We start from the raw sequence: 21,914 nt of genomic DNA on the forward strand, positions 1-21,914 counted from the left end.
CCGGCGACCGCCAGCACGACCCCCGCGGCGAGCAGCGCGCCCGTCGGGGTCAGCGCCGCCGGCGCGCAGGTCAGGACCAGAGCCGGCACGGCACGTGGCGCACCCTCGCGCACCCGCGACGCCGCACGGGCGATCCAGGGCAGCGCCGCCCAGGCGAGGAGCAGCGTCCACTGACCGATGAGCAGGCGTTCGGCGAGGTAGGGGCTCCAGCCGTAGACCAGCCCGGCGACCGCTGCGGCGAGCCCCCGGCGACCGTCGGCGTCGGGGGGCACCAGCCGCGCCGCTCCCAGCACGGCCGCGTAGACCAGCCCGAGCAGGACCGCCTTCTGCACGAGGTCACCCGGGACGACCGCGGTCAGCAGGCCCATCACCGCGTCGACGGGCACGGCCCGGGGCAGCCCGCCGCTGAGGCCGAGGGCATCGAGGTCGAGGTCCTGCCGGGGCACGAACACCATGTCGCGCAGCAGCACGAAGCCGGGGGCGAGGGCCGGTGCGGTCACGAGCAGCGCGACGCCGAGGGCCAGCAGCCGGGCCGGCCACGGCGAGCGGTCGCGGTGTGCCCACTGCGCGTCCACGACGTCCTCTCCCCGGTCGGAGCGGTCACCGTACCGGCCGGTAACTCCGCGGGAGGGCCGACATGGCGGAACTGACGACCCTGGGGCCGCCGGTCCCGACCAGTGCCACCCCGGCGGTCCGGGCGGTCCCCGCCGCGCTGGTGTCCGCCGCGCTGATGGGCGTGAGCGCGCTCGCCTACGTCTTCACCGTGCTCGCCGCCCGCGCGCTTGTCCCGCACGCCTACGGCGAGCTGGCCGCGCTCCTGGGCGTGGCGCTGGTCGGCATCGTGCCGGCGACCGGGCTGCAGACGGCCGCGGCCCTCTACCTCGGCGGGCACCGCGGCGACGCGGCGCCGGTCGTGCGACGGCTGCACGCGACCGCGCTGGTCGCGGCCGTCTGCGTGGCGATCGTCGGCGCCGCCGCCACCGCACCGATCGTCGCGCTGCTGCACCTGCCCGACCCGGCCGCGGTCGGCTGGTTGCTGCTGCTGCTCGTCGCGCACACCGTGGTCGGCGGCTACGAGGGCATGCTGCAGGGCACCCGGCGCTACGCGCGGATGGCCGTCGTGACGACGTGCTTCGGGGTGGCGAAGCTCGTCGGCGGCACCGCCGGGCTCCTGCTCGGCGGCACGCCCACCACCGCGCTCGCGGGGATGGCACTGGGGGCGTTCCTCGGCGCCCTCGCCGGCTGGCTGGGCGCGGGGCGCCCCGGCCTCGCGCGCGGCATCGGCGCACCGGGCCGGGCAGCCCTCCGGGCCTCCGGTGCGCTGCTGGGGTTCGTGCTGCTGCTCAACCTCGACGTCCTCCTGGCCCGGCACCACCTCCCCGGTCGGCAGGCCGGCGAGTACGCCGTGGCGGCGGTGTTCGCCAAGGTGGCCTTCTGGTTGCCGCAGGGGGTCGGCGTGGTGCTCCTCCCCCGCCTGGCCGACGCCGGCTCGCGCACGCGCGCCGTCGCTCGCGCCATCGCCGTCGTCACCGTGCTCGGCGCCGGGCTCACGGCGGTCGCGGCGCTCCTCGGCGGGCGCGCGGTGTCCCTGGTCGGCGGATCCGCGTACGGCCCGGGCCTGGGCGGCGTCGTCTGGCTGTTCGCCCTGCTCGGCACCTTGCTGGCCGTCGCCCAGTTGCTCCTCTACTCCGGGATCGCCGCTGCCGACCGCCGTTCGGTCGTGGCCGTCTGGACGGCGGCCGTCGCCGAGTGCGTCGTCGTGGAGGCGCTGGCCGCCACCGGCCGGCTCTCCGGGCTGTCGATCGCGGGGACGGCGACGCTCGCGGCCGCCGTGCTCGTCACGACCGGCCTGGTCCGGCTCAGCCGCGGCGGGGGCGGATCAGCAGGACGCCGGCCGCGCCCGCCACGCTGAGCAGCGCACCGGCGAGCGCGGCGGCGTTCCACCCGCTCGTCAGCCCGGCAGCGGTCCCGGCCGGCGCGCCGGACACGGTGATCAGCACGACGAGGGTCACGCCCACCGCGGCGCCGACGTAGCGGGCGGTGTTGTTGGCCCCGCTGCCCATCGCCGCGCGTTCGGCGGGGACGTGCGCCACCGCCTCGCGGCCGAGGGCCGCGTTGGCCGCCCCGTAGCCCACGCCGAGCACCACGAGGCCGGGCAGCACCCGCAGCGCGGACCCGTCCGGGGACAGGACGGCGAGCGACGCGAGGCCGGCCGCCGACACCGCCAGCCCGAGGGCGAGCAGCGTCCGGCCGCCGAGGGCAGGCACCCAGCGGACGGCGAGCGCGGTGACGGTGGAGACGGCCGACCACACGAGCACGAGCAGGGTCACCGACAGCAGGCTCTCCCCCAGGGCACGCTGCAGCACCGTGGGCAGGAAGGACATCAGCCCGACGACGGCGGCCCCGGTCACGAGCGCACCGATGGACGCCCCCACGAAGCCCGGGACCCGGAAGAGCGCCAGGTCGACCAGCGGCTCGGCGAGCCTGGTCTCGACGAGGACGAAGGCGACGAGGAGCACGCCGCCGAGGACCAGGAACGAGACGACACCGCCGGTGCCGAGCCCCGAGCGGGTGCCCACGAGCCCGACCAGCACGCAGCTCAGGGCGGCGACCAGCAGCAGCGGCCCGACGACGTCGAGGCGGCGCGGCGTCCTGGTCCCGAGATCCGGCAGCAGCAGTCGCGTCGACCCCGCGAGGACGAGGGCCAGGACCGCGGTCACTGCGTAGGTGGCCCGCCAGCCGGTGCCCGTGTCGAGCGCGACGGTGAGGATGCTGCCCAGCCCGGTGCCTGCGCCGACGCTGGCACCCCAGGCGGCGGTCGCGCGGGCGCGGGCGGGCCCGACCGGGAAGGCCGCCGAGAGGAGTCCCAGCGAGCAGGCCAGCACCCCGGCACCGCCGACCCCCTCCAGCAGCCGCCCGGCGAGGAAGACCCCCGTCGACCCGGCGACCGCGCTGAGCACGGCCCCGAGCCCCAGCAGCACGAGCCCGCCGATGAACACCGGGCGGCGGCCCAACTGGTCGGCAGCCTCACCGGCGACGAGCAGTGCGGCCGCGAGGCCGACGCTCATCGCGCTGAGCAGCCAGGCCTGCCCGCCGGCGCCGGTACCCAGGGTGGCGGCCGTCCGCACCCCGGTGGCCAGCGGCGTCACGAAGGTGGCCAGCACGAGGAGGGTGCTCGCGGACACCGTCAGCAGGGTGCGGCGCTGCAGGCCGGGAGCTACGGACTCGGCAAGGACGACCACGGAGGCCCCGTCTCATTGGTTTGATTGTCGTACCGACGACTGGACCGTAGCAGCAGCGGTTCGGTAAACGAACTCCCTCCCGACCGCCCGGTCCGCTCCGGCGGGAACACGTCCGGGTGACCGGGACGAGTACCGGCCCGGATCACGGGGCAGGAAGATCGTCGTCCCCCCGTGCGGGCGCGCCGCTCCGCCGAAGGAGCAGGAGCGCCGGACGGCAGCCGTACCGACGAGAGGAGCGCCGTCATGGCGTCCGTCATCCACCACACGATCGCCACCGAAGCCGAGAAGAGCCCCGACTTCCGTCGCGTGCTGTGGACCGGCGAGCACACCCAGCTCGTGATCATGACCATTCCGCCGGGCGGCGAGATCGGCCTGGAGACGCACGACGACACCGACCAGATCCTGACCTTCGTCAGCGGCACGGGGAAGGCGACCGTCTCGGGGGCGGAGAAGAACGTGGCCCAGGGCGACCTGGTCGTCGTCCCCGCCGGCCACAAGCACAACTTCGTGAACACCGGCCCGCTCCCGCTGGTCCTCTACACCGTCTACGGGCCGCCCGAGCACGCCGACGGCGCGGTGCACAAGACCAAGGAGGAGGCCGACCGGCTGGAGGAAGAGGGCAAGGACGAGCCGCCGACCAGCTGAGCGGCACCACTGCTCCGCACCCGTGTCCCCGGGGCCGCCGTCACCGGACGGCGGCCCCGGCGGGTTCTCGGCTCACCAGGCGGACCAGCCCGAGGCCGGTGACCGCGCCGACCGTCACGGCCATCAGCGCCCCGCCGACCGCGCCGATCAGGGCCGTCGCCACCCCGTTCTGCCCCGGATGCCAGAGCGGTGTGGTCACGAGGGTGAACAGCCCCAGGCCGGCCACCCAGGCGAGGGCGTTCCACCCCACCCACTGGGCGCTCCCCCGGACGTGGTGCCGCAGCACGGACCACTGCGCGACGCCGATCGATGCCAGCAGCAGGACCCCGCCGACCACGGCCAGCGCCCCGGAGACGGCGATGGGCAGTCGGCTCAGCGAATCCCAGAACACGCTCGGCGCCATGCCGATCGTCCAGGCCGCGGCGGCGGCCGCGGCGGTGCGCGCGATCCAGGCACCGCCGACCGGCCAGCCGAGCGCGGAGCGCAGGACCCGGCTCTGCGCATAGCCGAGGATCGCGCCTTCCACGCCGCCCGCGGCGACGAACACGACCAGCCGGATGCCGTCACCGGCGCCGCCGGGGAGCAGCACCGCCACGGTCGCAGGCACGAGGAAGCCCGCGGTCTCCCCTGCCGCCGTGGCAACTGTCCAGCGGCGCCAGAGGCCGTCAGTCGGGCTGCTCACCGGTCCGGTCCGGAGGGACGACCATCACCGGGCAGCGGGCATGGACGACGCAGTGCAGGGCGATCGACCCGAGCAGCATCCCCCGGATCGCCCCGAGTCCGCGGCTGCCCACGACCAGGAGGCCCGCGCCTTCGGACTCGCCGACGAGCACGTCACCCGCCGGGCCCTCGACGGCCGTCGTCCGGACCGCGACGGTCGAGCGCGCCGGCACGACGTCGGCCACCATCGCTTCGGCCGCGCGCCGGGTGTCCTCCTGCATCTGCGCCGGCGGCGGGATGACCACGACGTAGGAGTCGCTCCAGTAGCTGGTGGCCGAGAACGCGGCGACCGCGGCCACCTCCGCGCCCAGGCCGCCGGCCTCGGTGAGGGCCCGCGCCAGCGCCTCCCGGGAACCCTCGGAACCGTCCAGTCCGACCACCACCCGCGGCCGCGCCGACGCGGCCGCGGCACGTGGATGGACGACGACCACCGGGCAGCGCGCATGGGTCACGGTGTGCAGCGCCACGGACCCGAGCACCGTGCTCCTCACCGGCCCCCGCCCCCGGCTGCCCACGACGAGCAGGTCGGCGCCCTCCGCCGCGGCCAGCAGCTGGCGGGCCGCCGCCCCTGGTAGCACCACGACGTCGACCTGGGCCGGCCCGTCGCCGGACTCGGACCGAACCTCCTCGATGAGCGCCCGCACGCGGACCTCGGTGTCGGCCCGGACCGCATCGACCCGTCGCTCGTCGATCAGGTTGGGGTCGGCCCAGTACGCCTCCACCGGAAAGGTCGACACGACCTGCAGCCGGGCTCCCCTCCGCGCCGCGTCGGTCATCGCCCACACGAGTGCGACCCGGGCGCCCGTGGACCCATCGACCCCGACCACGACCCGGGTGCCCGATTGCTCCGCGGCGCCACCCACGTGTCCTCCTCCGGGTCCGATCCCCGTGACCCCCGCAGGCTGCTCCCGCCGACGACCTCGCACAACACCCTCCCGCACCTTGCGTCCGCGGGCTCCGGTCGGCCACGGTGGGTCCTTCCGAGGAGGTGGCGCATGACGGCGTCCGAGCCGGTCGATGGACCCCGGGTCCTGGTCGTCGTCGCGACCAAGCACGGCTCGACCCGCGGGATCGCCGAGGCGATCGTCCGTGGCCTGGCCGACTGTGCGGCGGGCCGGGAGCTGGGCCTGACCGCCCTGCTCCAGGAGGCCGAGCACGCACCCGGGCCGGCCGGTTTCGCAGCGGTCGTCGTCGGCAGCGCCGTCTACGTCGGTCGGTGGCGGGATCCGGCACGGAACTGGGTGGGCGCGCACGCCGAGGCCCTGCGGGAGCGGCCGGTCTGGCTGTTCTCCAGCGGGCCGATCGGTGCACCGCCCTTCCCGCCGGACGAGCCGCACGACGTCGCTCCGTTGATGCAGTTGACGGGTGCGCGGGGGCATCGGGTCTTTCCCGGGCGACTGGACAAGGACCTGCTGAGCTTCGGCGAGCGCGCGATGGTGACCGCGATGCGGGCGCCGACGGGCGACTTCCGGGATTGGGACGCCGTAGGGGCGTGGGCCGGTGAGGTTGCCGCAGAGCTGCGGGCCCTGCGTCCCGGCTAGCCCAGGACGGCGGACACCTGCCGCCGGATCTCCAGGTCCTCCCGGGCCGTGACGACGACGGTCCGCACCGCCACCCCGGGCGCACTGATGTCGGCATCCGCCGTCGTCGCCCGGTTGAGCTCGGCATCGACCGCCGCGCCGAGGTAGCCCAGCGACTCCGCCAGTGCCGCCCGCACCTCCCAGGAGTGCTCCCCCACGCCGCCGGTGAGCACCAGCAGGTCCAGGCCCCCGATGGCGGCGGTCATCGCGGCGGTCTCCCGCGCCAGCCGGTGCAGGTAGACGTCGAACGCCAGCACGCACGCCTCGTCGCCGGCCGCGCGGCCGGTCAGCACCTCGCGCAGGTCGCCGGACGTCCCGGACAGCCCCTTGAGCCCGGAGCGGTGCTCGAGGACGTCGCCGAGTTCGGCCGGTGGCACCGGGCCGTGCTCGAGCAGCCACAGCAGCAGCCCCGGGTCGAGGGTGCCCGGGCGGGTGTTCATGACCAGGCCGGCCAACGGGGTGAAGCCCATCGTGGTGTCGACCGAGACCCCGCCCCGCACCGCCGCGAGCGAGGCGCCGGCACCCAGGTGGCAGGTCACGATCCGCAGCTCGCCGGCCGGCCGCCCGACGAGCTCGGCTCCGCGCCGGACGGCGTGGGCGTGCGAGAGGCCGTGGAAGCCGTACCGGCGCAGTCCCCACCGCTCGTTCCACTCCCGCGGCACCGCGTACGTGCGGGCGGCCGGCGACAGGGTGGCGTGGAAGGTGGTGTCGAAGCAGGCCACGGCCGGCACGTCCGGCAGCAGCTCGCGCACCGAGCGGAGCCCGGCCACTGCGCGCGGGTTGTGCAGCGGCGCGAGCGAGCTGATCGAGGACAGGTAGGCCACCAGTGGCTCGTCGACCCGCGCCGGACCGGTGTACCGGGGGCCGCCGTGCACCACCCGGTGCCCCACGGCGTCGACCTGGCCGCAGCCGGCGAGAAAGGCGGTGAGCGGCTCCAGGTGCCCCTCGCCCTGCCACGCCTCCACGGTGGTGGCCGAGGTGACGGCGCCCTCGGCGTCCAGCCGGGCCAGCTTCAGGCTGCTGGACCCGGCGTTGACGACGAGGAGATTCACGCCTCGGGCTCGTGCAGCGGCTCGTTCTCCCCGGTGAGCTGCGGTCCCGGGTCGGCTCCCCACTGCCAGTTCCGGATCTCGGGCAGGTCCTCGCCGTGGCTGCGCACGTACTGCCGGTGCTCGATCAGCTTGTTCCGCAGCTCGTCGCGGGCATGTGCGGCGACGGGCCCCAGTCGCCGGACCCGGTCGATCACGTCGATCGCCAGGTCGAAGCGGTCCAGCCGGTTCAGCACGCACATGTCGAAGGGCGTCGTCGTCGTCCCCTCCTCGACGTACCCGCGGACGTGGAAGTTCTCGTGGTTGGTCCGGCGGTAGGTCAGCCGGTGGATCAGCCACGGATAGCCGTGGTAGGCGAAGATCACCGGCCGGTCGGCGGTGAAGTAGGAGTCGAACGCCGCGTCGTCGAGGCCGTGCGGGTGCTCGCGGTCGTCCTGCAGCCGCATCAGGTCGACGACGTTGACCACCCGGATTCGCAGGTCGGGGAAGTAGCCCCGCAGGATCTCCACCGCGGCCAGGGTCTCCATCGTCGGCACGTCACCCGCGCAGGCCATGACGACGTCGGGTGCGACCCCGTCGTCGCTGCTGGCCCAGTTCCAGATGCCGATGCCCTTCGTGCAGTGCTCCACGGCGTCCGGCATGTCCAGGTACTGCAGCTGCGGCTGCTTCCCGGCGACGATCACGTTGATGTACTGCCGGCTGCGCAGGCAGTGGTCGGCCACCGACAGCAGCGTGTTCGCGTCCGGGGGCAGGTAGACGCGGACGACCTCCGCCTTCTTGTTGACGACGTGGTCGATGAAGCCGGGGTCCTGGTGGGAGAACCCGTTGTTGTCCTGCCGCCAGACGTGCGAGGTGAGCAGGTAGTTCAGCGAGGCGATCGGGCGGCGCCACGGGATGCCGTTGGTGACCTTGAGCCACTTGGCGTGCTGGTTGACCATGGAGTCGACGATGTGGACGAACGCCTCGTAGCAGGAGAAGAACCCGTGCCGGCCGGTCAGCAGGTACCCCTCCAGCCACCCCTGGCAGGTGTGCTCGGAGAGGATCTCCATGACCCGGCCGTCGGGTGCGAGATGGTCGTCGCCGGGCAGCAGCTCGGCGTCCCATGTCCGGTCGGTCGCCTCGAGGATCGCGCCGAGCCGGTTGGAGTTGTTCTCGTCGGGTGAGAAGACCCGGAAGTTCGACAGATTGTCCCGCATGACGTCGCGGAGGAACGTGCCGAGCACCCGGGTCGACTCGACGTCGCCGGTCCCCGGGTGCGGGACGGGGACGGCGTAGTCGCGGAAGTCCGGCATCCGCAGGGGCCGCAACAGCAGACCCCCGTTGGCGTGCGGGGTGGCGCTCATCCGCCGCTCCCCCACCGGGTGCAGGTCGCGGATCGCGGGGACCGGCGCACCGTTGGAGTCGAAGAGCTCCTCGGGCCGGTAGCTGCGCATCCACTCCTCGAGAACGGCGCGGTGGCCGTCGTCGGCGCGGGCATTGGTAAACGGCACCTGGTGGCTCCGCCAGCTGCCCTCGACCTGCACCCCGTCGACCGTTTTCGGCCCCGTCCAGCCCTTCGGGGAGCGCAGCACGATCATCGGCCAGCGCGGGCGCGCGGTGTCGCCGTCCTCGCGAGCCCGTCGCTGGATCGCGGCGATCTCGTCCAGGCACCGGTCGAGCGTGGCGGCGAACTGCTGGTGCATCAGTTCCGGATCGTCACCCTCCACCACGTGCGGCGCGTAGCCGTATCCGGAGAGCAGGTCGTGCAGCTCCGCGGCGGGGATCCGGGCCAGGACGGTCGGATTGGCGATCTTGTAGCCGTTAAGGTGCAGGATCGGGAGGACGGCGCCGTCGCGGCCCGCGTCGAGGAACTTGTTGGCGTGCCAGCTGGCCGCGAGTGGCCCGGTCTCGGCCTCCCCGTCGCCGACGACCGCGGCCACGATCAGGTCGGGATTGTCGAAGGCCGCCCCGTAGGCGTGCGAGAGCGCGTACCCCAGCTCACCGCCCTCGTGGATCGACCCCGGCGTCTCCGGCGCGACGTGGCTCGGGATGCCACCGGGGAAGGAGAACTGGGTGAACAGGCGGTCCATCCCCGCGGCGTCCTGGGTGACCTCGGGATAGACCTCGGTGTAGGTGCCCTCGAGCCAGGCGGCCGCGACCGGTCCGGGCCCGCCGTGCCCGGGTCCCATCACGTACATGAGCTGGAGGTCCCGGGCGCGGATGACCCGGTTGAGGTGGGCGTAGACGAAGTTCAGCCCAGGCGTCGTCCCCCAGTGCCCGAGCAACCGGGGCTTGACGTGTTCGGGGCGCAGCGGTTCGCGCAGCAGCGGGTTGTCCATCAGGTAGATCTGCCCGACGGCGAGATAGTTGGCCGCGCGCCACCAGGCGTGGATCGCGGCCAGTTCTCCCTCGCCGAGCGGTCCGGCGGTCGAGATGTCCGGTTCGACTGCTGTCGGAGTCGCCATCCGGCGGAGGCTAGCGGCGCCCGGTGAACTCCAGTAGTCCCCGTTGGCCCCCGACGAGTCGGAGCAGCAGACTCGGGACACCCGTCGACCGGAAGGACCGCCACCGTGTCCGTGTACTCGCCCGCGAACCCCGAGAGCGTCTTCACCTACGGAGCCCCGCAACTGAAGTTCGGGCACGGCTCCGCCGACGAGATCGGCTACGACCTCAGCCAGACCGGGGCGAAGCGGGCCCTGGTGGTCACCGACCCGGGGCTGGCGGCGACGGGCATCCCGCAGCGGGTGGCCGACCAGATGGCCCAGTTCGGGATCGAGGCGGTCGTCTTCGACGGCTCGCACGTCGAGCCGACCGACGAGAGCCTGGAGCACGCCGTCGGATGGGCCCGCGAGCACGGCCCGTGGGACGCGATCGTCGCCGTCGGGGGTGGCTCCAGCATCGACACCGCCAAGGCGATCAACCTGATGACCACCAACCCCGGCGTGCTGATGGACTACATCAACAAGCCGGTGGGCGGGGGCAAGGCGCCGGTCAACCCGCTGAACCCGCTGATCGCCGTCCCGACCACGACGGGCACCGGCTCGGAGAGCACGACGATCTGCGTCCTCGACGTCCTGTCGCTGAAGGTCAAGACCGGGATCAGCCACGCGCGGCTGCGGCCGACACTCGCCGTGATCGACCCCGCGCTCACCCTCACCCAGCCGGCCGGCGTCACCGCGGCGTCCGGCATGGACATCCTCTGCCACGCCCTGGAGAGCTACACCGCCCGCTGGTACACCACCTACGACCACAAGACGCCCGAGCAGCGGGTGCCCTACTGCGGGTCGAACCCGATCTCGGACATGTGGTCGGAGAAGGCGCTGACCCTGCTGGCCGGCTCGTTCCGGCGGGCGGTCCGGCACGGTGACGACGAGAAGGCGCGCGGGGACATGGCGATGGCCGCGACGTTCGCGGGCATGGGCTTCGGCAACGCCGGCGTGCACATCCCGCACGCCAACGCCTATCCGATCGCGGGCCAGGTGAAGGACTTTCGCCCGTTGGACTACCCGGCCGACGAGCCGATGGTGCCGCACGGGATGTCGGTCTCCCTGACCGCCCCGGAAGCCTTCCGCTTCACCTTCGAGGCATCGCCCGACCGGCACGTCCGGGCCGCGCAGCTGCTCGCCCCGAACGCGGGCGTGCCGACGGACGCCACGGAGTTCCTGCCGACCGTGCTGGTGGACCTGATGCGCGACATCGACATCCCCAACGGGATCGCCGCCGTGGGCTTCGACGAGGGCGACATCCCCAGCCTGGTGGACGGGACGATGAAGCAGCAGCGGCTGCTGGCCACGTGTCCGCGCGAGGTCACCGAGGACGACATCGCCGGCATCTTCCAACGCTCGCTGAACCTGTGGTGAGTCGCTCTACTCCCCTGGACGACGGACTGCTCCCCGCACTGCGCGGGGCCGGGCTCGCCGAGGTCGACGACTCGGGGCTCGCCCGGGCGCTGTACTCCTCGGACGCCTCGCTCTACCGGGTGCTGCCGCGGGCGGTGGTCCGACCGCGGCATCCCGACGAGATCGTCGCCGCGCTGGAGGTCTGCCGGTCCCTCGGCGTCCCGCTGACGGTGCGCGGTGCGGGCACGTCGATCGCCGGCAACGCCGTGGGGCCCGGCGTCGTCCTCGACACCAGCCGGCACCTGTCGGGGGTGCTCGACGTCGACGTCGAGGCCCGGACGGCGACCGTCCAGCCCGGCGTCGTGCAGGCGTCGCTGCAGCAGGCGGTGCAGCCGCGGGGCCTCCGGTTCGGTCCCGATCCGAGCACGCACAACCGCTGCACCGTCGGCGGGATGATCGGCAACAACGCCTGCGGCTCCCGCGCCCTGGGCTACGGCCGGACCTCGGACAACGTGGTGGGGCTGGATGTCGTCACCGGGTCCGGGGAACGGCTGCGGCTGGGCCCTTCGACCACCCCCGTGGACGGCGCCCTCGCCGACCTGCACCGCGTGGTCGCCGGGCAGCTCGCGACGATCCGCACCGAGCTGGGCCGCTTCGGCCGGCAGGTCTCCGGCTACTCGCTGGAGCACCTGCTCCCGGAGCGCGGCTTCGACGTGGCCCGCGCACTCGTGGGCAGCGAGGGGACGCTCGCGCTCGTGCTCGGGGCGACCGTCCGCCTGGTCGCCGACGCCCCGTACCGGGGGCTGGTCGTGCTCGGCTACCCCTCGATGGCCGACGCCGCCGACGCGACCCCGGGCCTCCTGCCGCACTCCCCCACGGCCGTCGAGGGGCTGGACGCCCGCATCGTGCAGCGGCTGCGCGACGTCCCCGCCGCGGTGGTGCCGGAACTGCCTCGCGGGGACGGCTGGCTGATCGTCGAGCTGACCGGCGACACCCCCGGTGAGGTCGCGGACGGGGCGCTGCGGGTGGTCGCCGACTCCGGTGCGGTGGACTCCCTCGTCGTGACCGAACCGGCCGAGGCGGCGGCGATCTGGCGGATCCGCGAGGACGGTGCCGGGCTGGCCGCCCGCACCAGCGAGGGCCGTCCGGCGCACGCCGGCTGGGAGGACGCCGCCGTCCCGCCGGAGCGGCTGGGCGAGTACCTGCGCGAGTTCGACGCGCTGCTGGACCAGCACCGACTGCAGGGCGTCCCGTACGGACACTTCGGCGACGGCTGCGTGCACGTCCGGATCGACTTCCCGTTCGGCCGCGGCGCCGACCAGGGCCGCCGGGCGTACCGCTCGTTCGTCGAGGACGCGGCCCGGCTCGTGGCCGGCTACGGCGGCTCGCTGTCGGGTGAGCACGGGGACGGCCGGGCACGGAGCGAGCTGCTTCCGCTCATGTACTCCCCCGCAGCCATCGACCTGTTCGCGCAGGTCAAAGGGGTGCTCGATCCGGACGACGTCCTGAACCCCGGCGTCCTGGTGCGGCCGGCCAAGCTCGACGCCGACGTCCGGGTGGCCGCCGCACCGCACCGCCGCGAGGGCCTCGCCCTGGCCTACCGGCACGACGGCGGCGACTTCTCCGCCGCGGTGCACCGCTGCACCGGGGTCGGCAAGTGCCGCGCCGACCTGCCCGCGGCCGTCATGTGCCCCTCCTGGCCGGCCACCCGGGAGGAGAAGGACACCACCCGCGGCCGGGCGCGCGTGCTGCAGGAGATGCTCGCGCCGGGCGGACCGGTGAACGGCTGGCGCGCTCCCGAGGTGCACGACGCCCTCGACCTCTGCCTGTCGTGCAAGGGCTGCTCGCGCGACTGCCCGACCGGTGTCGACATGGCGACCTACAAGGCCGAGGTGCTGCACCAGTCCTACCGCCGGCGGCTGCGGCCACGGCCGCACTACACGCTCGGCCGACTGCCGCGGTGGGCTGATCTCGCCGCCCGCGCCCCGCGGGCGGTCAACGCGGTGCTCGCCTCCCGGCTCGGCGGGCGGCTGGCCAAGTGGTCGGCCGGGATGGACCAGCGGCGGGAGGTGCCGCCGTTCGCCCGGCAGACGTTCCGCCGGCAGTGGTCGGAGCGTCCGGCACCGGCCGGGGACGGCGCCCCGGTGGCGTTGTGGGTGGACTCCTTCACCGACCACTTCACCCCGGAGGTGGCGTTCGCCGCCGCCCGGGTGCTGGAGGCGGCCGGTTACCGGGTGCAGGTGCCCGGCGCCGACACCTGCTGCGGGCTCACCTGGATCACCACCGGGCAGCTCGACGCGGCCCGCACGATCCTCGGCGCGACGATCGCGACCCTCGCGCCGCTGGTCGACGCGGGGATCCTGGTGGTCGGCGTCGAGCCGTCCTGCACCGCGGTGCTGCGTGGGGATGCGCTGGAGCTGGTCGGCGGGCCGGAGGCGCAGCGGGTGGCCGCGGGCACCCGCACCCTCGCCGAGCTGCTGACCGGGACGCCGGGGTGGCAGCCGCCGTCACTGGCGGGACTCGAGGTCGTGGCCCAGCCGCACTGCCACCACGCCTCGGTGCTCGGCTGGTCGGCCGACGCCGCGCTGCTGCAGAGGGCCGGCGCCCGGGTGAACCGGCTCGGCGGCTGCTGCGGGCTCGCCGGCAACTGGGGCGTGGAGCGGGGGCACCACGACGTGTCGGTGACGATCGCCGAGCAGCAGCTGCTGCCGGCCGTGCGGGACCTCGACGCCGACGCCGTGGTGCTCGCCGACGGCTTCTCCTGCCGGACGCAGCTCGATCAGCTGGCCGGCCGCCGGGGCCAGCACCTGGCCGAGCTGCTGGCCGAGCGGCTCCCCTGACTCAGGCGGCCGCGTCGCCGTCCCGACGGGCCCGGGCGGCCGCGAGCACCGTCGGGGCCAGCGCCGCGGCGATCTGGCGGTAGCCGGCCGAGGACGGGTGGAACCGGTCGGCGGAGAACAGCGTCGGGTCGGCCGCGAAGGCGGTGCCGATCTCCGCCGCGATGTGGGCGACGACGGCTCCCGCGGCCTCGGCCACCGCCCCCTGGCGCTGCTGCAGCTGCGCGCAGGCGGCCCGCACGGCCGCCCGGAACGCCGGCGGCACGAAGGGAACCGAGGACATGTCGGGCGCCGGCACCACGACGACGTCCGTGCCGGCGGCCTGGAGGGCGGTGACCGCCGCGGCGAGCGCGGCGGTGGCCCCGTCGACCGGCACGAACCGGGCGAGGTCGTTCGCGCCGATCACGACGACGGCGAGGTCGGCCTGCAGCGGTGTTGCGCGGCGGACCTGGTCGGCGAGCTGGGCGGAGACGGCGCCGGGTACGGCGAGGACGTGCAGGTCGACGTCGAAACCGTCGTCGGCGAGAACCGCGGACAGCCGGGGGCCGAGCGCGTCGTCGGGACTCCGGGCGCCCGTGCCGTAGGCGATGGAGTCACCGAGGACGACGAGCCGGAGCGGGGTGGGTGCCACGCAGTGTCCAACGTCGGCCGGCCCGCCGATCGTCCCCGGAACGACGCCTGGAGTGATGTCCCTCCACCGGCCAGAACGGTGGGACAAGTGGCCGATCACGGGACAACGCTGATGCGCGTCCGGTAGGCCGCACGGATGTCCGCCCGGCAGGCTTCCGGCTCGCGCATGAGCCCGCGATAGCTGAACCGCAGCACCACCCACCCGAGAGCGGCGAGAGCAGCGTCCCGGCGCAGGTCCCGCTCCCGCGCCTCCGGGCTGCTGTGGAAGGCCGCACCGTCCAGTTCGACGGCGATCTTCGCCTCCGGCCACGCGGCATCGAGCCGAACGGGTCCCCGGGGCAGGAGCGGGCGGTACTGCTGCTCGCACGGTGGCGTGCCGGGGATCGCCAGGACATTCCGGACGGCGAAAATCTCGAGCGGCTCTCGCAGCCGCCTGCGATGAAGCCCAGCAACTCGGTCAGGGCCGAGCGTCCCGGTAGTTCTGGGCGCATGTCCACCTGGACCAGGAGCTCGTCGACGGCGACCCGCCGTTCCCTCGTGGCTCGGAGAACCGCGTCACGCACCACCCCGTCGAACCCGCGCATGGCGCGGGCGCGGTGGGCCTCGCCCCACGTGTCGAGCAGGGATCGGGGAACCGAGGTGACCGGCAACCCGCGCGCCTGCACGACCGCCCCCACGTCGTGGCTGCGGTGCACCCGCAGCCAACGCGAGCTGCGCACCCGCCGCTCGCTCGGCACGGTCACGTGCAGCTTCGTGACCTCGTTGTCCACGATGCCGTGCAGCGCGAGTGCACTGATGTGGCTCAGCGGCCCGCCCGCATAGCCCGCAGCCGCATGGCACCGGACGGTCCAGTCGTCCACGAGGTCGGGCACCGTGACCCAGCCCGGATGCAGCCGCACGAGCCGTCCGGAGGCGATCCAGCGACCGATGCTGCGGGTTCCGACCGTGGTCGCCAGCGCCGCCGTCGACGTGGTTCGAGCCGGGCCCAGGAGTGACAGGAGGTCGTGCACCGGCACAGCCTGCGAGGCCGCGGCGGGTCTCAGCAGCGGCTCTCTGGCATCTGTGGATGGAGCGCGCACAGCGTCGTCCCTCAGTCGGCCATTACCGCCCTCGGAATGGCCGACTGAGGGACATCGCCCGGGCCGTCAGGCGCGCGGGCCACCGGCGGCGTAGACGACCTGGCCGGAGACGAAGCCGGCACCCTCGCTGACGAAGAAGGACACGAGGTGAGCGATGTCCTCGGGCTGGCCGACGCGGGCCACCGGGATCTGCGAGGCGGCGCCCTTGATGAAGTCCTCGAACGCGATGCCCATGCGCTCGGCGGTCGCCTTGGTCATCTCGGTCTCGATGAAGCCGGGGGCGATCGCGTTGGCGGTGACGCCGAACTTGCCCAGTTCGATCGCCAGGGTCTTGGTGAAGCCCTGGAGGCCGGCCTTGGCCGTGGAGTAGTTGGCCTGCCCGCGGTTGCCCAGCGCCGAGACGCTGGACAGGCTGACGATCCGGCCCCACGTGGCGTCGATCATGTGCTTCTGCACGGCGCGGCTCATCAGGAAGGCGCCCCGCAGGTGCACGTTCATGACCAGGTCCCAGTCGGTCTCGGTCATCTTGAACAGCATGTTGTCGCGGGTGACGCCGGCGTTGTTGATCAGCACCGTCGGACCGCCGAGCTCGGCGGCGACGCGCGCGACGGCGGCCTCGACCTGCTCGGAGTCGCTGACGTCGGCACCGACGGCGAGCGCCGTCCCGCCGGCGGCCTCGATGGCCTCGACGGTGCCCTTCGCGGAGGCTTCGTCCAGGTCGAGGACGGCGACGGCGAACCCGTCCTGGGCCAGCCGGAGGGCGGTCGCGGCACCGATGCCGCGGGCGGCGCCGGTCACGATGGCCACGCGGGGGGTGGTTGCCTCGCTCATGGAAGTTCCCTTCGTACGTCGTGTGCGGCTGCCGTCGCGGACGGCGGGCCGAGAGCTGCCCCGGACACGTTACGGGCGAGTAGCAACGCGGCTGTCACACGGTCGGTCAGGGCCAGATCGACGCGACGACGATCGCGGCGACGGCTAGCTGCACCGCGGCGCTGACCAGGCTGGCCGGATGGAAGGTCGGCTCCATCAGGTGCTGCCCCAGCCGCCCGGGGATGAGCACGTCCAGCGCGACGAAGGCCACGGACTGGAGCACGACACCGAGGACGCCGAAGACGACGGTGTAGAGCAGCGCCTGCCCGAATCCGCTGGTGGCGTTGGTCCAGATGCTGGCGAAGATGATCGCCCCCTGACCGAGGAAGCCGCCGGTGAGGGTGATCGCGGCGTTGAGCGACCGGTTCTCCGCGATGTGCTTTCCCAGGTTGCCGGGGGTGAGCAGGTCGAGGACGTAGAAGCCCAGGACCAGCAGGGCGATGCCGACCCCGGTGTAGGCGGCGGCGAAGCCGATGCTCTGCAGCACGGGGGTGGACCTCCGGGTGGGGATCGGGGAAAAGGCGTGCCAGGTCTACCGCACGGACGACGGGGCGCCCGGAGCGGGGAGGTCAGCCGGGGCGGGCCTCGTCGTCGCCGGCATGACCTCGACGTGGGTGGTGCAGCCGGCGGACCGATGCGAGCGCGGCCCGGCGGGCGTGCATCCGCCGCTTGGCCCGCATGGTCCGCGGCGCGCGCGGTTCCTCGCGCAGGACGGCGTCCAGCCAGTGCCCGCGCGGGTCGAGATCGACCAGCAGCACCTTCACCAGCAGCGTCAGCGGGATGGCGAGCAGCGCACCGAGAGCGCCCATGACCCAGCCCCAGAACAGCAGCGCGCAGAACGTGACCGTCATCGACAGGCCCACGGAGTCACCGACGAACCGCGGCTGGATCAGCGTCTGCACCACGAAGTTCAGCAGCGCGTAGACGACCACCACGGCGATCAGCTCGCCCCAGCCGCCGGCCAGTAGGCCCAGCAGCGCCGGCGGCACGACGCCCAGGACGAACCCGATGTTGGGCACGTAGTTGGTGACGAACGCGAGGAGGCCCCAGATGCCGGCGGCCGGGATGCCGATGATCGACAGCGCGACCCAGTCCCCCACCGCCACGATGCCGCCGAACACCGTGCTGACCAGGAGATAGCTGCGGGTGCCCTGGGTGAACAGGCTCAGGGCGACCGGCAGGTGCGGCCGCTCGGCGGCCACCAGCGCCATCCGCCGGCCGAAGCCGCTGGACTCGATCGCCACGAACACCAGGGCTGTCAGCAGCAGCACGAGGGTGCTCGCGGCGTCCGTCAGCCCGGACAGCAGCCCGGTGGCGACCCCGACCAGCTGGCTGTAGTCGATCTGCGCCACCAGGTCCGACAGCTGGCCGGAGACGATGCCGGCGTCGTTGAGGTCGTTCACCACCCCGTTGATCAGGACCTGGGCCCGATCGGCGTAGTCGGGCAGCAGGGCGGCCAGCTGCGCGATCGAGAGCACCAGCAGCGCCACGAAGGACAGCAGGATCGACCACACGAGGATCAGCAGGACGGCGGTGGCCAGCCAGCTGGGCGCCCCGATCCGGCGCAGCCACCGCTGCACCGGGGTCAGGGCGATGACCACTACCAGCGCGAGGAAGACCGGGGCCACCAGCCAGGCGATCGCCCGCAGTCCCCCCACCGCCACCGTCGCGGCCGCTGCGCCGAGCAGGAGCAGCAGCCAGCGGGGCAGGGCGCCGGAGGCGGGGTCGGCCGCCGGTGACGACGGCGCCGCAGCCGCCGTGGCGTCGACCGATGTCGCACCGGACGGCGGTGGCGCCGGCGCGTTCTCGGCCTGGGCGCCGTCGGCGGTCGTCGGCTCGGGACGGCGCAGCGGACGGCGACCGGTCTGCCCGGTGCCTGCTACGTCCGGTCGTACCGCCATCGCCGCCCCCTCCCTGTCCTCGGTCCTACGGGCACACGATCACCGCTTCCGGCCCGCTCGGCTACCGGGGAGCGTCGAGAAGTGCGCTCATCTCCGGGAGCTCGAAGAACGTGGCGGTCGCCCGGGCGCTCGGCCCGCCGGCGTCGGGGTCGGCGCCGGCGGCCAGCAGCCGGGAGACGGTGTCGGCCGACTGCCGGAAGACCGCGGCGGCGAGGGCCGTCTGACCACGGTCGTTGACCCGGGAATGGTCGGCGCCGCAGTCGAGGAGCGCACCCACCGTTTCGGGGTGGCTGTGGTACGCGGCCAGGACCAGGAGAGTGTCGCCCTTGTCGTTGGTCAGGTTCACCGGCACCCCGGCGTCCACGTAGGCCGCGAGGTCCTCGGTGGCGCCGCTCCGGGCCAGGTCGAAGACCTGCCCGGCCAGCTCGATGACGCCGGGATCGATCGGCTCTCCGCTCACGTGGCCAGCCTAGGAGGGGTCCGCCGCGGCCGGGCGGAGCGGGAGCTTCAGACCCGTGTGGGTCGCCTCGAAACCGAGCCGCTCGTAGAAGCGGCGGGCGTCGTCCCGCGACGTGTCCGTGGTGAGCTGGATCAGCGCGCAGCCGCGCCGGCGGGCCTCCGCGATCGCCCAGCCGAGGATCGCCGTCCCGAGCCCCCGACCGCGGTGATCGACCCGCACGCGGACGGCCTCCACCTGGGCTCGGAGGGCGCCCCGGCGGGACAGGCCGGGGAGGAACGACAGCTGCAGCGTCGCCACCACCCCAGGCCCGTCGACGGCGACGACGAGCAGATGGGCGGGATCGGCGTCGATCATCGCGAAGGCCCGCCGATAGGGCGCCAGGGCGGCGTCGGCGTCGGTGGCCACCTCGCGGCCGGCGCCGAGCGGGTCGTCGGCCAGCAGCCTCACCAGGGCCGGCAGATCCGCGCCCGCCGCCCGCCGGAGGCCGACCTGGGCGCCGCCGACGGTCAACGACGCCAGCTGCTCCGTCGTCAGCGGAGCGCCACCCGGTCGGTGAGCGCCAGGAGGTGCTCCCAGGCCTCGCGGCAGGCGTCCTCCCACTCGCCGTACGAGCGGTCGAAGAACGAGTGCGGCGCACCGTCGAAGACGACGGCGTCCACCTCGGCCCCGGCGGCGCGCATCGTGTCGGCCAGCTTCAGCTGGTCGGCCACCGGGGTGCTGTCGGCGCCGGCGATCATCATCACCGTGGGCAGGTGGGCCTGCTCCGCCGCCGACCCGACCATCGAGGGCCGGCCGTAGAAGCCGGCGCAGCCGGCGAGGTCGAGGTCGCCGCCGGACTGCCGCCACGAGTTGCTGCCGCCGAAGCAGAAGCCGACGGTGATCACCGGCAGGTCGTTCCGCGTCCGGGACCGCAGGTACTCGATGGCCGCGGTGATGTCGGCGTCGATGCTCGCCTGAGCCGTCTGCGGGATGTGCGTCTGCCAGTCGAAGTCGCCGGGTCGGAGCTCGTCGTCGCACAGGCCCGCCGTCCGGCCGAAGTAGTCGATGGCCACCGATGCGGCCCCCGTCTCGGCGAACCGCTCGGCCAGCGCCACGTAGTAGGGGTGCAACCCGCGGACGTCGGGCAGGACGACGACGCCGACGCGTGGCTCGGCCGCGGGCGCGGCGTAGGCGGCGCTGAACTCCGTGCCGTCCGCGGAGGTCAGGGTGAGGACGCCGCGCTCGGTGACGTCACCGGTGCGCGGCGGGGCGGGCGGACGGCTGTCGTGGTCGTGGCACATGTGCTGGTTCTACCCGGACCCGTGCACGGGCGACCGGCTGGGGGTTCGGTCAGCTGTCGGCGGCGGCCGCGGCCGGGCCGGGGTCTCCGCCGAAGACGCGGGCGGCCACCTCCCGGCGGGCGTCGGCCAGCCAGTCGTGCTGCTTGTCGGCCTGCGCGATGAGCCGCTCGAGCAGCGCGACGTCCAGGCGCTCGTCGGCGGCCGCCACCACGCGCAGCGTCTCGAAGCCGCACCGCTTGGCCAGCACGGCCGTGGCGATGAACTCGAACTCGACGAGGTCGCTGAGCGGGGACCGCGACAGCACGTGGCCGTTGAGCTTCAGCCGCGAGACTTTCTCACCGACCCAGGACGCGACCTGCTTGTACTGGCGCACCGGGATCCCGAGCGCGGCCATGGACGAGCGCAGCGCGGCCCGTTCCTCCCGGAGCTCGTCGAGCAGGCCCTCCAGGTTCGGCTCGTGCGCGGTGCCGCGGTGCCGGCCCAGCATGCGGCCCACCAGTTCGATCCCACCGGTGGCGGCGGCCAGGTGGTCGTTGCAGTAGATGCCGAGCAGGTCGAGGTTGCGCACGGCACCAGCTGCGGACGACTCGGACACAGGGCCTCCAGGAAGGGACGACGGACTGCGCACCATTCTCCCTGCGCAGCGAGCAGCCCGCTGGGTCAGCTGCGGAGCAGGACCGCCACGCCGACGCACGCTGCCGCCCAGAGCGCACTGGCGAGCGTGCCGAGGATGAACCGCTCAGCTGCTGCGGGCGCCCGCAGTTCCGCGTAGCGGCCCAGGCCCTTGACCGCGAGGACGACGACCAGCCCCTCGCCCGACCCGGCCAGCAGGGTCGCCGCGACGGCGGCGCGCTCGAGGGCGCCGATCCATGCCCCGCCGCGGAGGATCGCCGGGTCCTGCGGTCCCCCGGTCACGCCCACGGCGGCGGGGTCGGCGGCCCGCAGGACAGCCGTCGCGACGGGTCCTCCGCCGGCCACGGCGGCGAGCACCGCGCCCAGCGCGGCCGCCTCGACGATCTCGGTCGGCGCGTTCCCCCCGGCCCAGGCCAGCGCGCCGGCGAGGGCCAGGAGCCCGGCGAGGAACAGCGCGGCCCACGGTGGGCGCACCCGCTCCCCCTGGGCGGTGAGCAGGAGCCCCAGGACGACGGTCAGCCCCAGCAGGACGAGGACGGCGGTGTTCATGGCTCGCTCATCCTTCCGCGCGGGTCAACAGTCGGGCCGCGGTGGGACGCAGGTCGCGCTCGAGGTCCCACAGACCGGCAGCGAGCCGCTGACCCACGGCCTGCCGGGAGATGCCGAGCTCCACGGCCGCGTCGGCCTGCGTCCGCCCGGAGCCGACGAGGGTGATCGCCTCCCAGGCCTGGTCGCTCCTGCGCTCCACGATGACGGCGACGGCGGTGAGGACCGCCTGGGCGTCGGCGGCGTCGGCGGGCACCACGCCCCGGACCGCCAGCCTGGCGGGCCGCTGTTTCGCGGCGTCCACGGCACGGCGGGCGCACAGGAAGGCCGGGCCCGCGCCGGCGCGGGTGCTGGGCGGGAGGGGCGTCTGCACCGGCCCGGCGCCCACGCCGATGCTCCATTCCCCGGCCCGGACGAGCTGCGCGACCACCTCGACGACGTCGTCCGGGTCGGCGAGCACCCCCTGGAACTCGTCACCGGCCGTCCGCTCGAAGCCGAGCACGGTCGCGACGGTGCTGTTGAGCCGGCGCAGCACCTCGGGAACCCGGTCGGGGCTGCTCCGGCTGGCACGCTGGTCCACAGTCAGCACGTACGGCACCCGGCAAGGCTGACAGCTTTCATGGC

General features: G+C 74.1%; 21 protein-coding genes. 5 read left to right on the plus strand and 16 right to left on the minus strand.

The genetic code is table 11. The annotated features are described in order from the left end of the window. Window positions 1-575, minus strand: a 575-nt coding sequence (locus E4P38_RS19535; protein WP_209309210.1) for a hypothetical protein, incomplete at its 3' end; no start/stop codon positions are given. Window positions 576-637: 62 nt separating this feature from the next. Between E4P38_RS19535 and E4P38_RS19540 the strand changes: the two genes are divergently transcribed. After that, a complete protein-coding gene (locus E4P38_RS19540) occupies window positions 638-1,912 on the plus strand; it encodes a polysaccharide biosynthesis protein (RefSeq protein ID WP_135133663.1) in 1,275 nt (424 codons plus the stop codon). Here the strand turns inward: E4P38_RS19540 and E4P38_RS19545 are convergent. Then, complete coding sequence (locus tag E4P38_RS19545) at window positions 1,860-3,185, minus strand: MFS transporter (RefSeq protein WP_167760638.1); 1,326 nt, start codon at window positions 3,183-3,185, stop codon at window positions 1,860-1,862. The two genes, E4P38_RS19540 and E4P38_RS19545, sit on opposite strands and share 53 nt — an antisense overlap. 300 nt (window positions 3,186-3,485) lie before the next feature. Here E4P38_RS19545 and E4P38_RS19550 point away from each other — a divergent pair, with 300 nt between their 5' ends. Then, window positions 3,486-3,887, plus strand: a complete 402-nt coding sequence (locus E4P38_RS19550) for a cupin domain-containing protein (protein ID WP_135133665.1) — start codon at window positions 3,486-3,488, stop codon at window positions 3,885-3,887. Between the two features lie 40 nt (window positions 3,888-3,927). On the opposite strand, the gene E4P38_RS19555 is transcribed toward E4P38_RS19550, so the two are convergent. Both E4P38_RS19555 and E4P38_RS19560 read right to left on the minus strand, forming a co-directional pair. Next, window positions 3,928-4,569 (minus strand): hypothetical protein, encoded by a 642-nt coding sequence (locus E4P38_RS19555; RefSeq protein WP_135133666.1) that lies wholly within the window; start codon window positions 4,567-4,569, stop codon window positions 3,928-3,930. Beyond that, window positions 4,553-5,470, minus strand: a complete 918-nt coding sequence (locus tag E4P38_RS19560) for a universal stress protein (protein ID WP_167760639.1) — start codon at window positions 5,468-5,470, stop codon at window positions 4,553-4,555. Before E4P38_RS19560 ends, E4P38_RS19555 begins: the two co-directional genes overlap by 17 nt. 132 nt (window positions 5,471-5,602) lie before the next feature. Here E4P38_RS19560 and E4P38_RS19565 point away from each other — a divergent pair, with 132 nt between their 5' ends. Next, window positions 5,603-6,148, plus strand: coding sequence for a flavodoxin domain-containing protein (locus tag E4P38_RS19565; RefSeq protein WP_135133668.1), 546 nt, complete (start codon window positions 5,603-5,605; stop codon window positions 6,146-6,148). On the opposite strand, the gene E4P38_RS19570 is transcribed toward E4P38_RS19565, so the two are convergent. Beyond that, window positions 6,145-7,239 carry an acetate/propionate family kinase gene (locus E4P38_RS19570; protein WP_135133669.1) on the minus strand — a complete coding sequence of 365 codons (1,095 nt, stop codon included), beginning with the start codon at window positions 7,237-7,239 and terminating at the stop codon, window positions 6,145-6,147. The two genes, E4P38_RS19565 and E4P38_RS19570, sit on opposite strands and share 4 nt — an antisense overlap. Further along, complete coding sequence (locus tag E4P38_RS19575) at window positions 7,236-9,680, minus strand: phosphoketolase family protein (RefSeq protein ID WP_135133670.1); 2,445 nt, start codon at window positions 9,678-9,680, stop codon at window positions 7,236-7,238. Before E4P38_RS19575 ends, E4P38_RS19570 begins: the two co-directional genes overlap by 4 nt. 105 nt (window positions 9,681-9,785) lie before the next feature. On the opposite strand from E4P38_RS19575, the gene E4P38_RS19580 reads away from it, so the two are divergent. Further along, window positions 9,786-11,075 (plus strand): hydroxyacid-oxoacid transhydrogenase, encoded by a 1,290-nt coding sequence (locus E4P38_RS19580; protein ID WP_135133671.1) that lies wholly within the window; start codon window positions 9,786-9,788, stop codon window positions 11,073-11,075. Next, window positions 11,072-13,894, plus strand: coding sequence for an FAD-binding and (Fe-S)-binding domain-containing protein (locus E4P38_RS19585; protein WP_135133672.1), 2,823 nt, complete (start codon window positions 11,072-11,074; stop codon window positions 13,892-13,894). The genes E4P38_RS19580 and E4P38_RS19585 overlap by 4 nt, the downstream gene beginning before the upstream one ends. 1 nt (window position 13,895) lies before the next feature. Here E4P38_RS19585 and E4P38_RS19590 read toward each other — a convergent pair whose 3' ends face one another. The 10 genes from E4P38_RS19590 to E4P38_RS19640 form a co-directional block, all read right to left on the minus strand. Next, the gene (locus E4P38_RS19590) at window positions 13,896-14,522 is read right to left on the minus strand and encodes a GDSL-type esterase/lipase family protein (protein WP_135133673.1); all 627 of its coding nucleotides are present in this window, start codon (window positions 14,520-14,522) and stop codon (window positions 13,896-13,898) included. A 1,144-nt stretch (window positions 14,523-15,666) separates the two neighbouring features. Beyond that, the gene (fabG, locus tag E4P38_RS19600) at window positions 15,667-16,431 is read right to left on the minus strand and encodes a 3-oxoacyl-ACP reductase FabG (protein WP_135133674.1); all 765 of its coding nucleotides are present in this window, start codon (window positions 16,429-16,431) and stop codon (window positions 15,667-15,669) included. Window positions 16,432-16,537: 106 nt separating this feature from the next. Further along, entirely contained in the window at window positions 16,538-16,957 is a 420-nt protein-coding gene (locus E4P38_RS19605; RefSeq protein WP_135133675.1) for a DUF350 domain-containing protein, read from the minus strand. Between the two features lie 82 nt (window positions 16,958-17,039). Then, the gene (locus E4P38_RS19610) at window positions 17,040-18,371 is read right to left on the minus strand and encodes an AI-2E family transporter (protein ID WP_135133676.1); all 1,332 of its coding nucleotides are present in this window, start codon (window positions 18,369-18,371) and stop codon (window positions 17,040-17,042) included. Between the two features lie 61 nt (window positions 18,372-18,432). Continuing rightward, window positions 18,433-18,831: an ankyrin repeat domain-containing protein gene (locus tag E4P38_RS19615; protein ID WP_135133677.1), complete on the minus strand. Its 399-nt coding sequence runs from the start codon at window positions 18,829-18,831 to the stop codon at window positions 18,433-18,435. A 9-nt stretch (window positions 18,832-18,840) separates the two neighbouring features. Then, entirely contained in the window at window positions 18,841-19,341 is a 501-nt protein-coding gene (locus tag E4P38_RS19620; RefSeq protein WP_135133678.1) for a GNAT family N-acetyltransferase, read from the minus strand. 20 nt (window positions 19,342-19,361) lie between these two features. After that, on the minus strand, window positions 19,362-20,111 hold the full coding sequence (locus E4P38_RS19625; RefSeq protein ID WP_135133679.1) for a dienelactone hydrolase family protein: 750 nt from the start codon (window positions 20,109-20,111) through the stop codon (window positions 19,362-19,364). A gap of 49 nt (window positions 20,112-20,160) precedes the next feature. Continuing rightward, window positions 20,161-20,706: a hypothetical protein gene (locus E4P38_RS19630; RefSeq protein ID WP_135133680.1), complete on the minus strand. Its 546-nt coding sequence runs from the start codon at window positions 20,704-20,706 to the stop codon at window positions 20,161-20,163. 65 nt (window positions 20,707-20,771) lie between these two features. Next, window positions 20,772-21,293 carry a hypothetical protein gene (locus E4P38_RS19635; RefSeq protein WP_135133681.1) on the minus strand — a complete coding sequence of 174 codons (522 nt, stop codon included), beginning with the start codon at window positions 21,291-21,293 and terminating at the stop codon, window positions 20,772-20,774. Between the two features lie 7 nt (window positions 21,294-21,300). After that, window positions 21,301-21,879 carry a SatD family protein gene (locus tag E4P38_RS19640; RefSeq protein WP_245161169.1) on the minus strand — a complete coding sequence of 193 codons (579 nt, stop codon included), beginning with the start codon at window positions 21,877-21,879 and terminating at the stop codon, window positions 21,301-21,303. Window positions 21,880-21,914 lie beyond the last annotated feature (35 nt).

Origin of the sequence: Blastococcus sp. CT_GayMR16 (assembly GCF_004570875.1) — a bacterium.
Lineage (GTDB): Bacteria > Actinomycetota > Actinomycetes > Mycobacteriales > Geodermatophilaceae > Blastococcus_B.

Excerpts from the sequence above, each read along its gene's own strand:
- E4P38_RS19610 (WP_135133676.1), bottom strand. The coding sequence starts at position 18,371 with ATGGCGGTACGACCGGACGTAGCAGGCACCGGGCAGACCGGTCGCCGT.
- E4P38_RS19635 (WP_135133681.1), bottom strand. The coding sequence starts at position 21,293 with ATGAACACCGCCGTCCTCGTCCTGCTGGGGCTGACCGTCGTCCTGGGG.
- E4P38_RS19550 (WP_135133665.1), top strand. The coding sequence starts at position 3,486 with ATGGCGTCCGTCATCCACCACACGATCGCCACCGAAGCCGAGAAGAGC.
- E4P38_RS19540 (WP_135133663.1), top strand. The coding sequence starts at position 638 with ATGGCGGAACTGACGACCCTGGGGCCGCCGGTCCCGACCAGTGCCACC.
- E4P38_RS19575 (WP_135133670.1), bottom strand. The coding sequence starts at position 9,680 with ATGGCGACTCCGACAGCAGTCGAACCGGACATCTCGACCGCCGGACCG.
- E4P38_RS19625 (WP_135133679.1), bottom strand. The coding sequence starts at position 20,111 with ATGTGCCACGACCACGACAGCCGTCCGCCCGCCCCGCCGCGCACCGGT.
- E4P38_RS19565 (WP_135133668.1), top strand. The coding sequence starts at position 5,603 with ATGACGGCGTCCGAGCCGGTCGATGGACCCCGGGTCCTGGTCGTCGTC.
- fabG (WP_135133674.1), bottom strand. The coding sequence starts at position 16,431 with ATGAGCGAGGCAACCACCCCCCGCGTGGCCATCGTGACCGGCGCCGCC.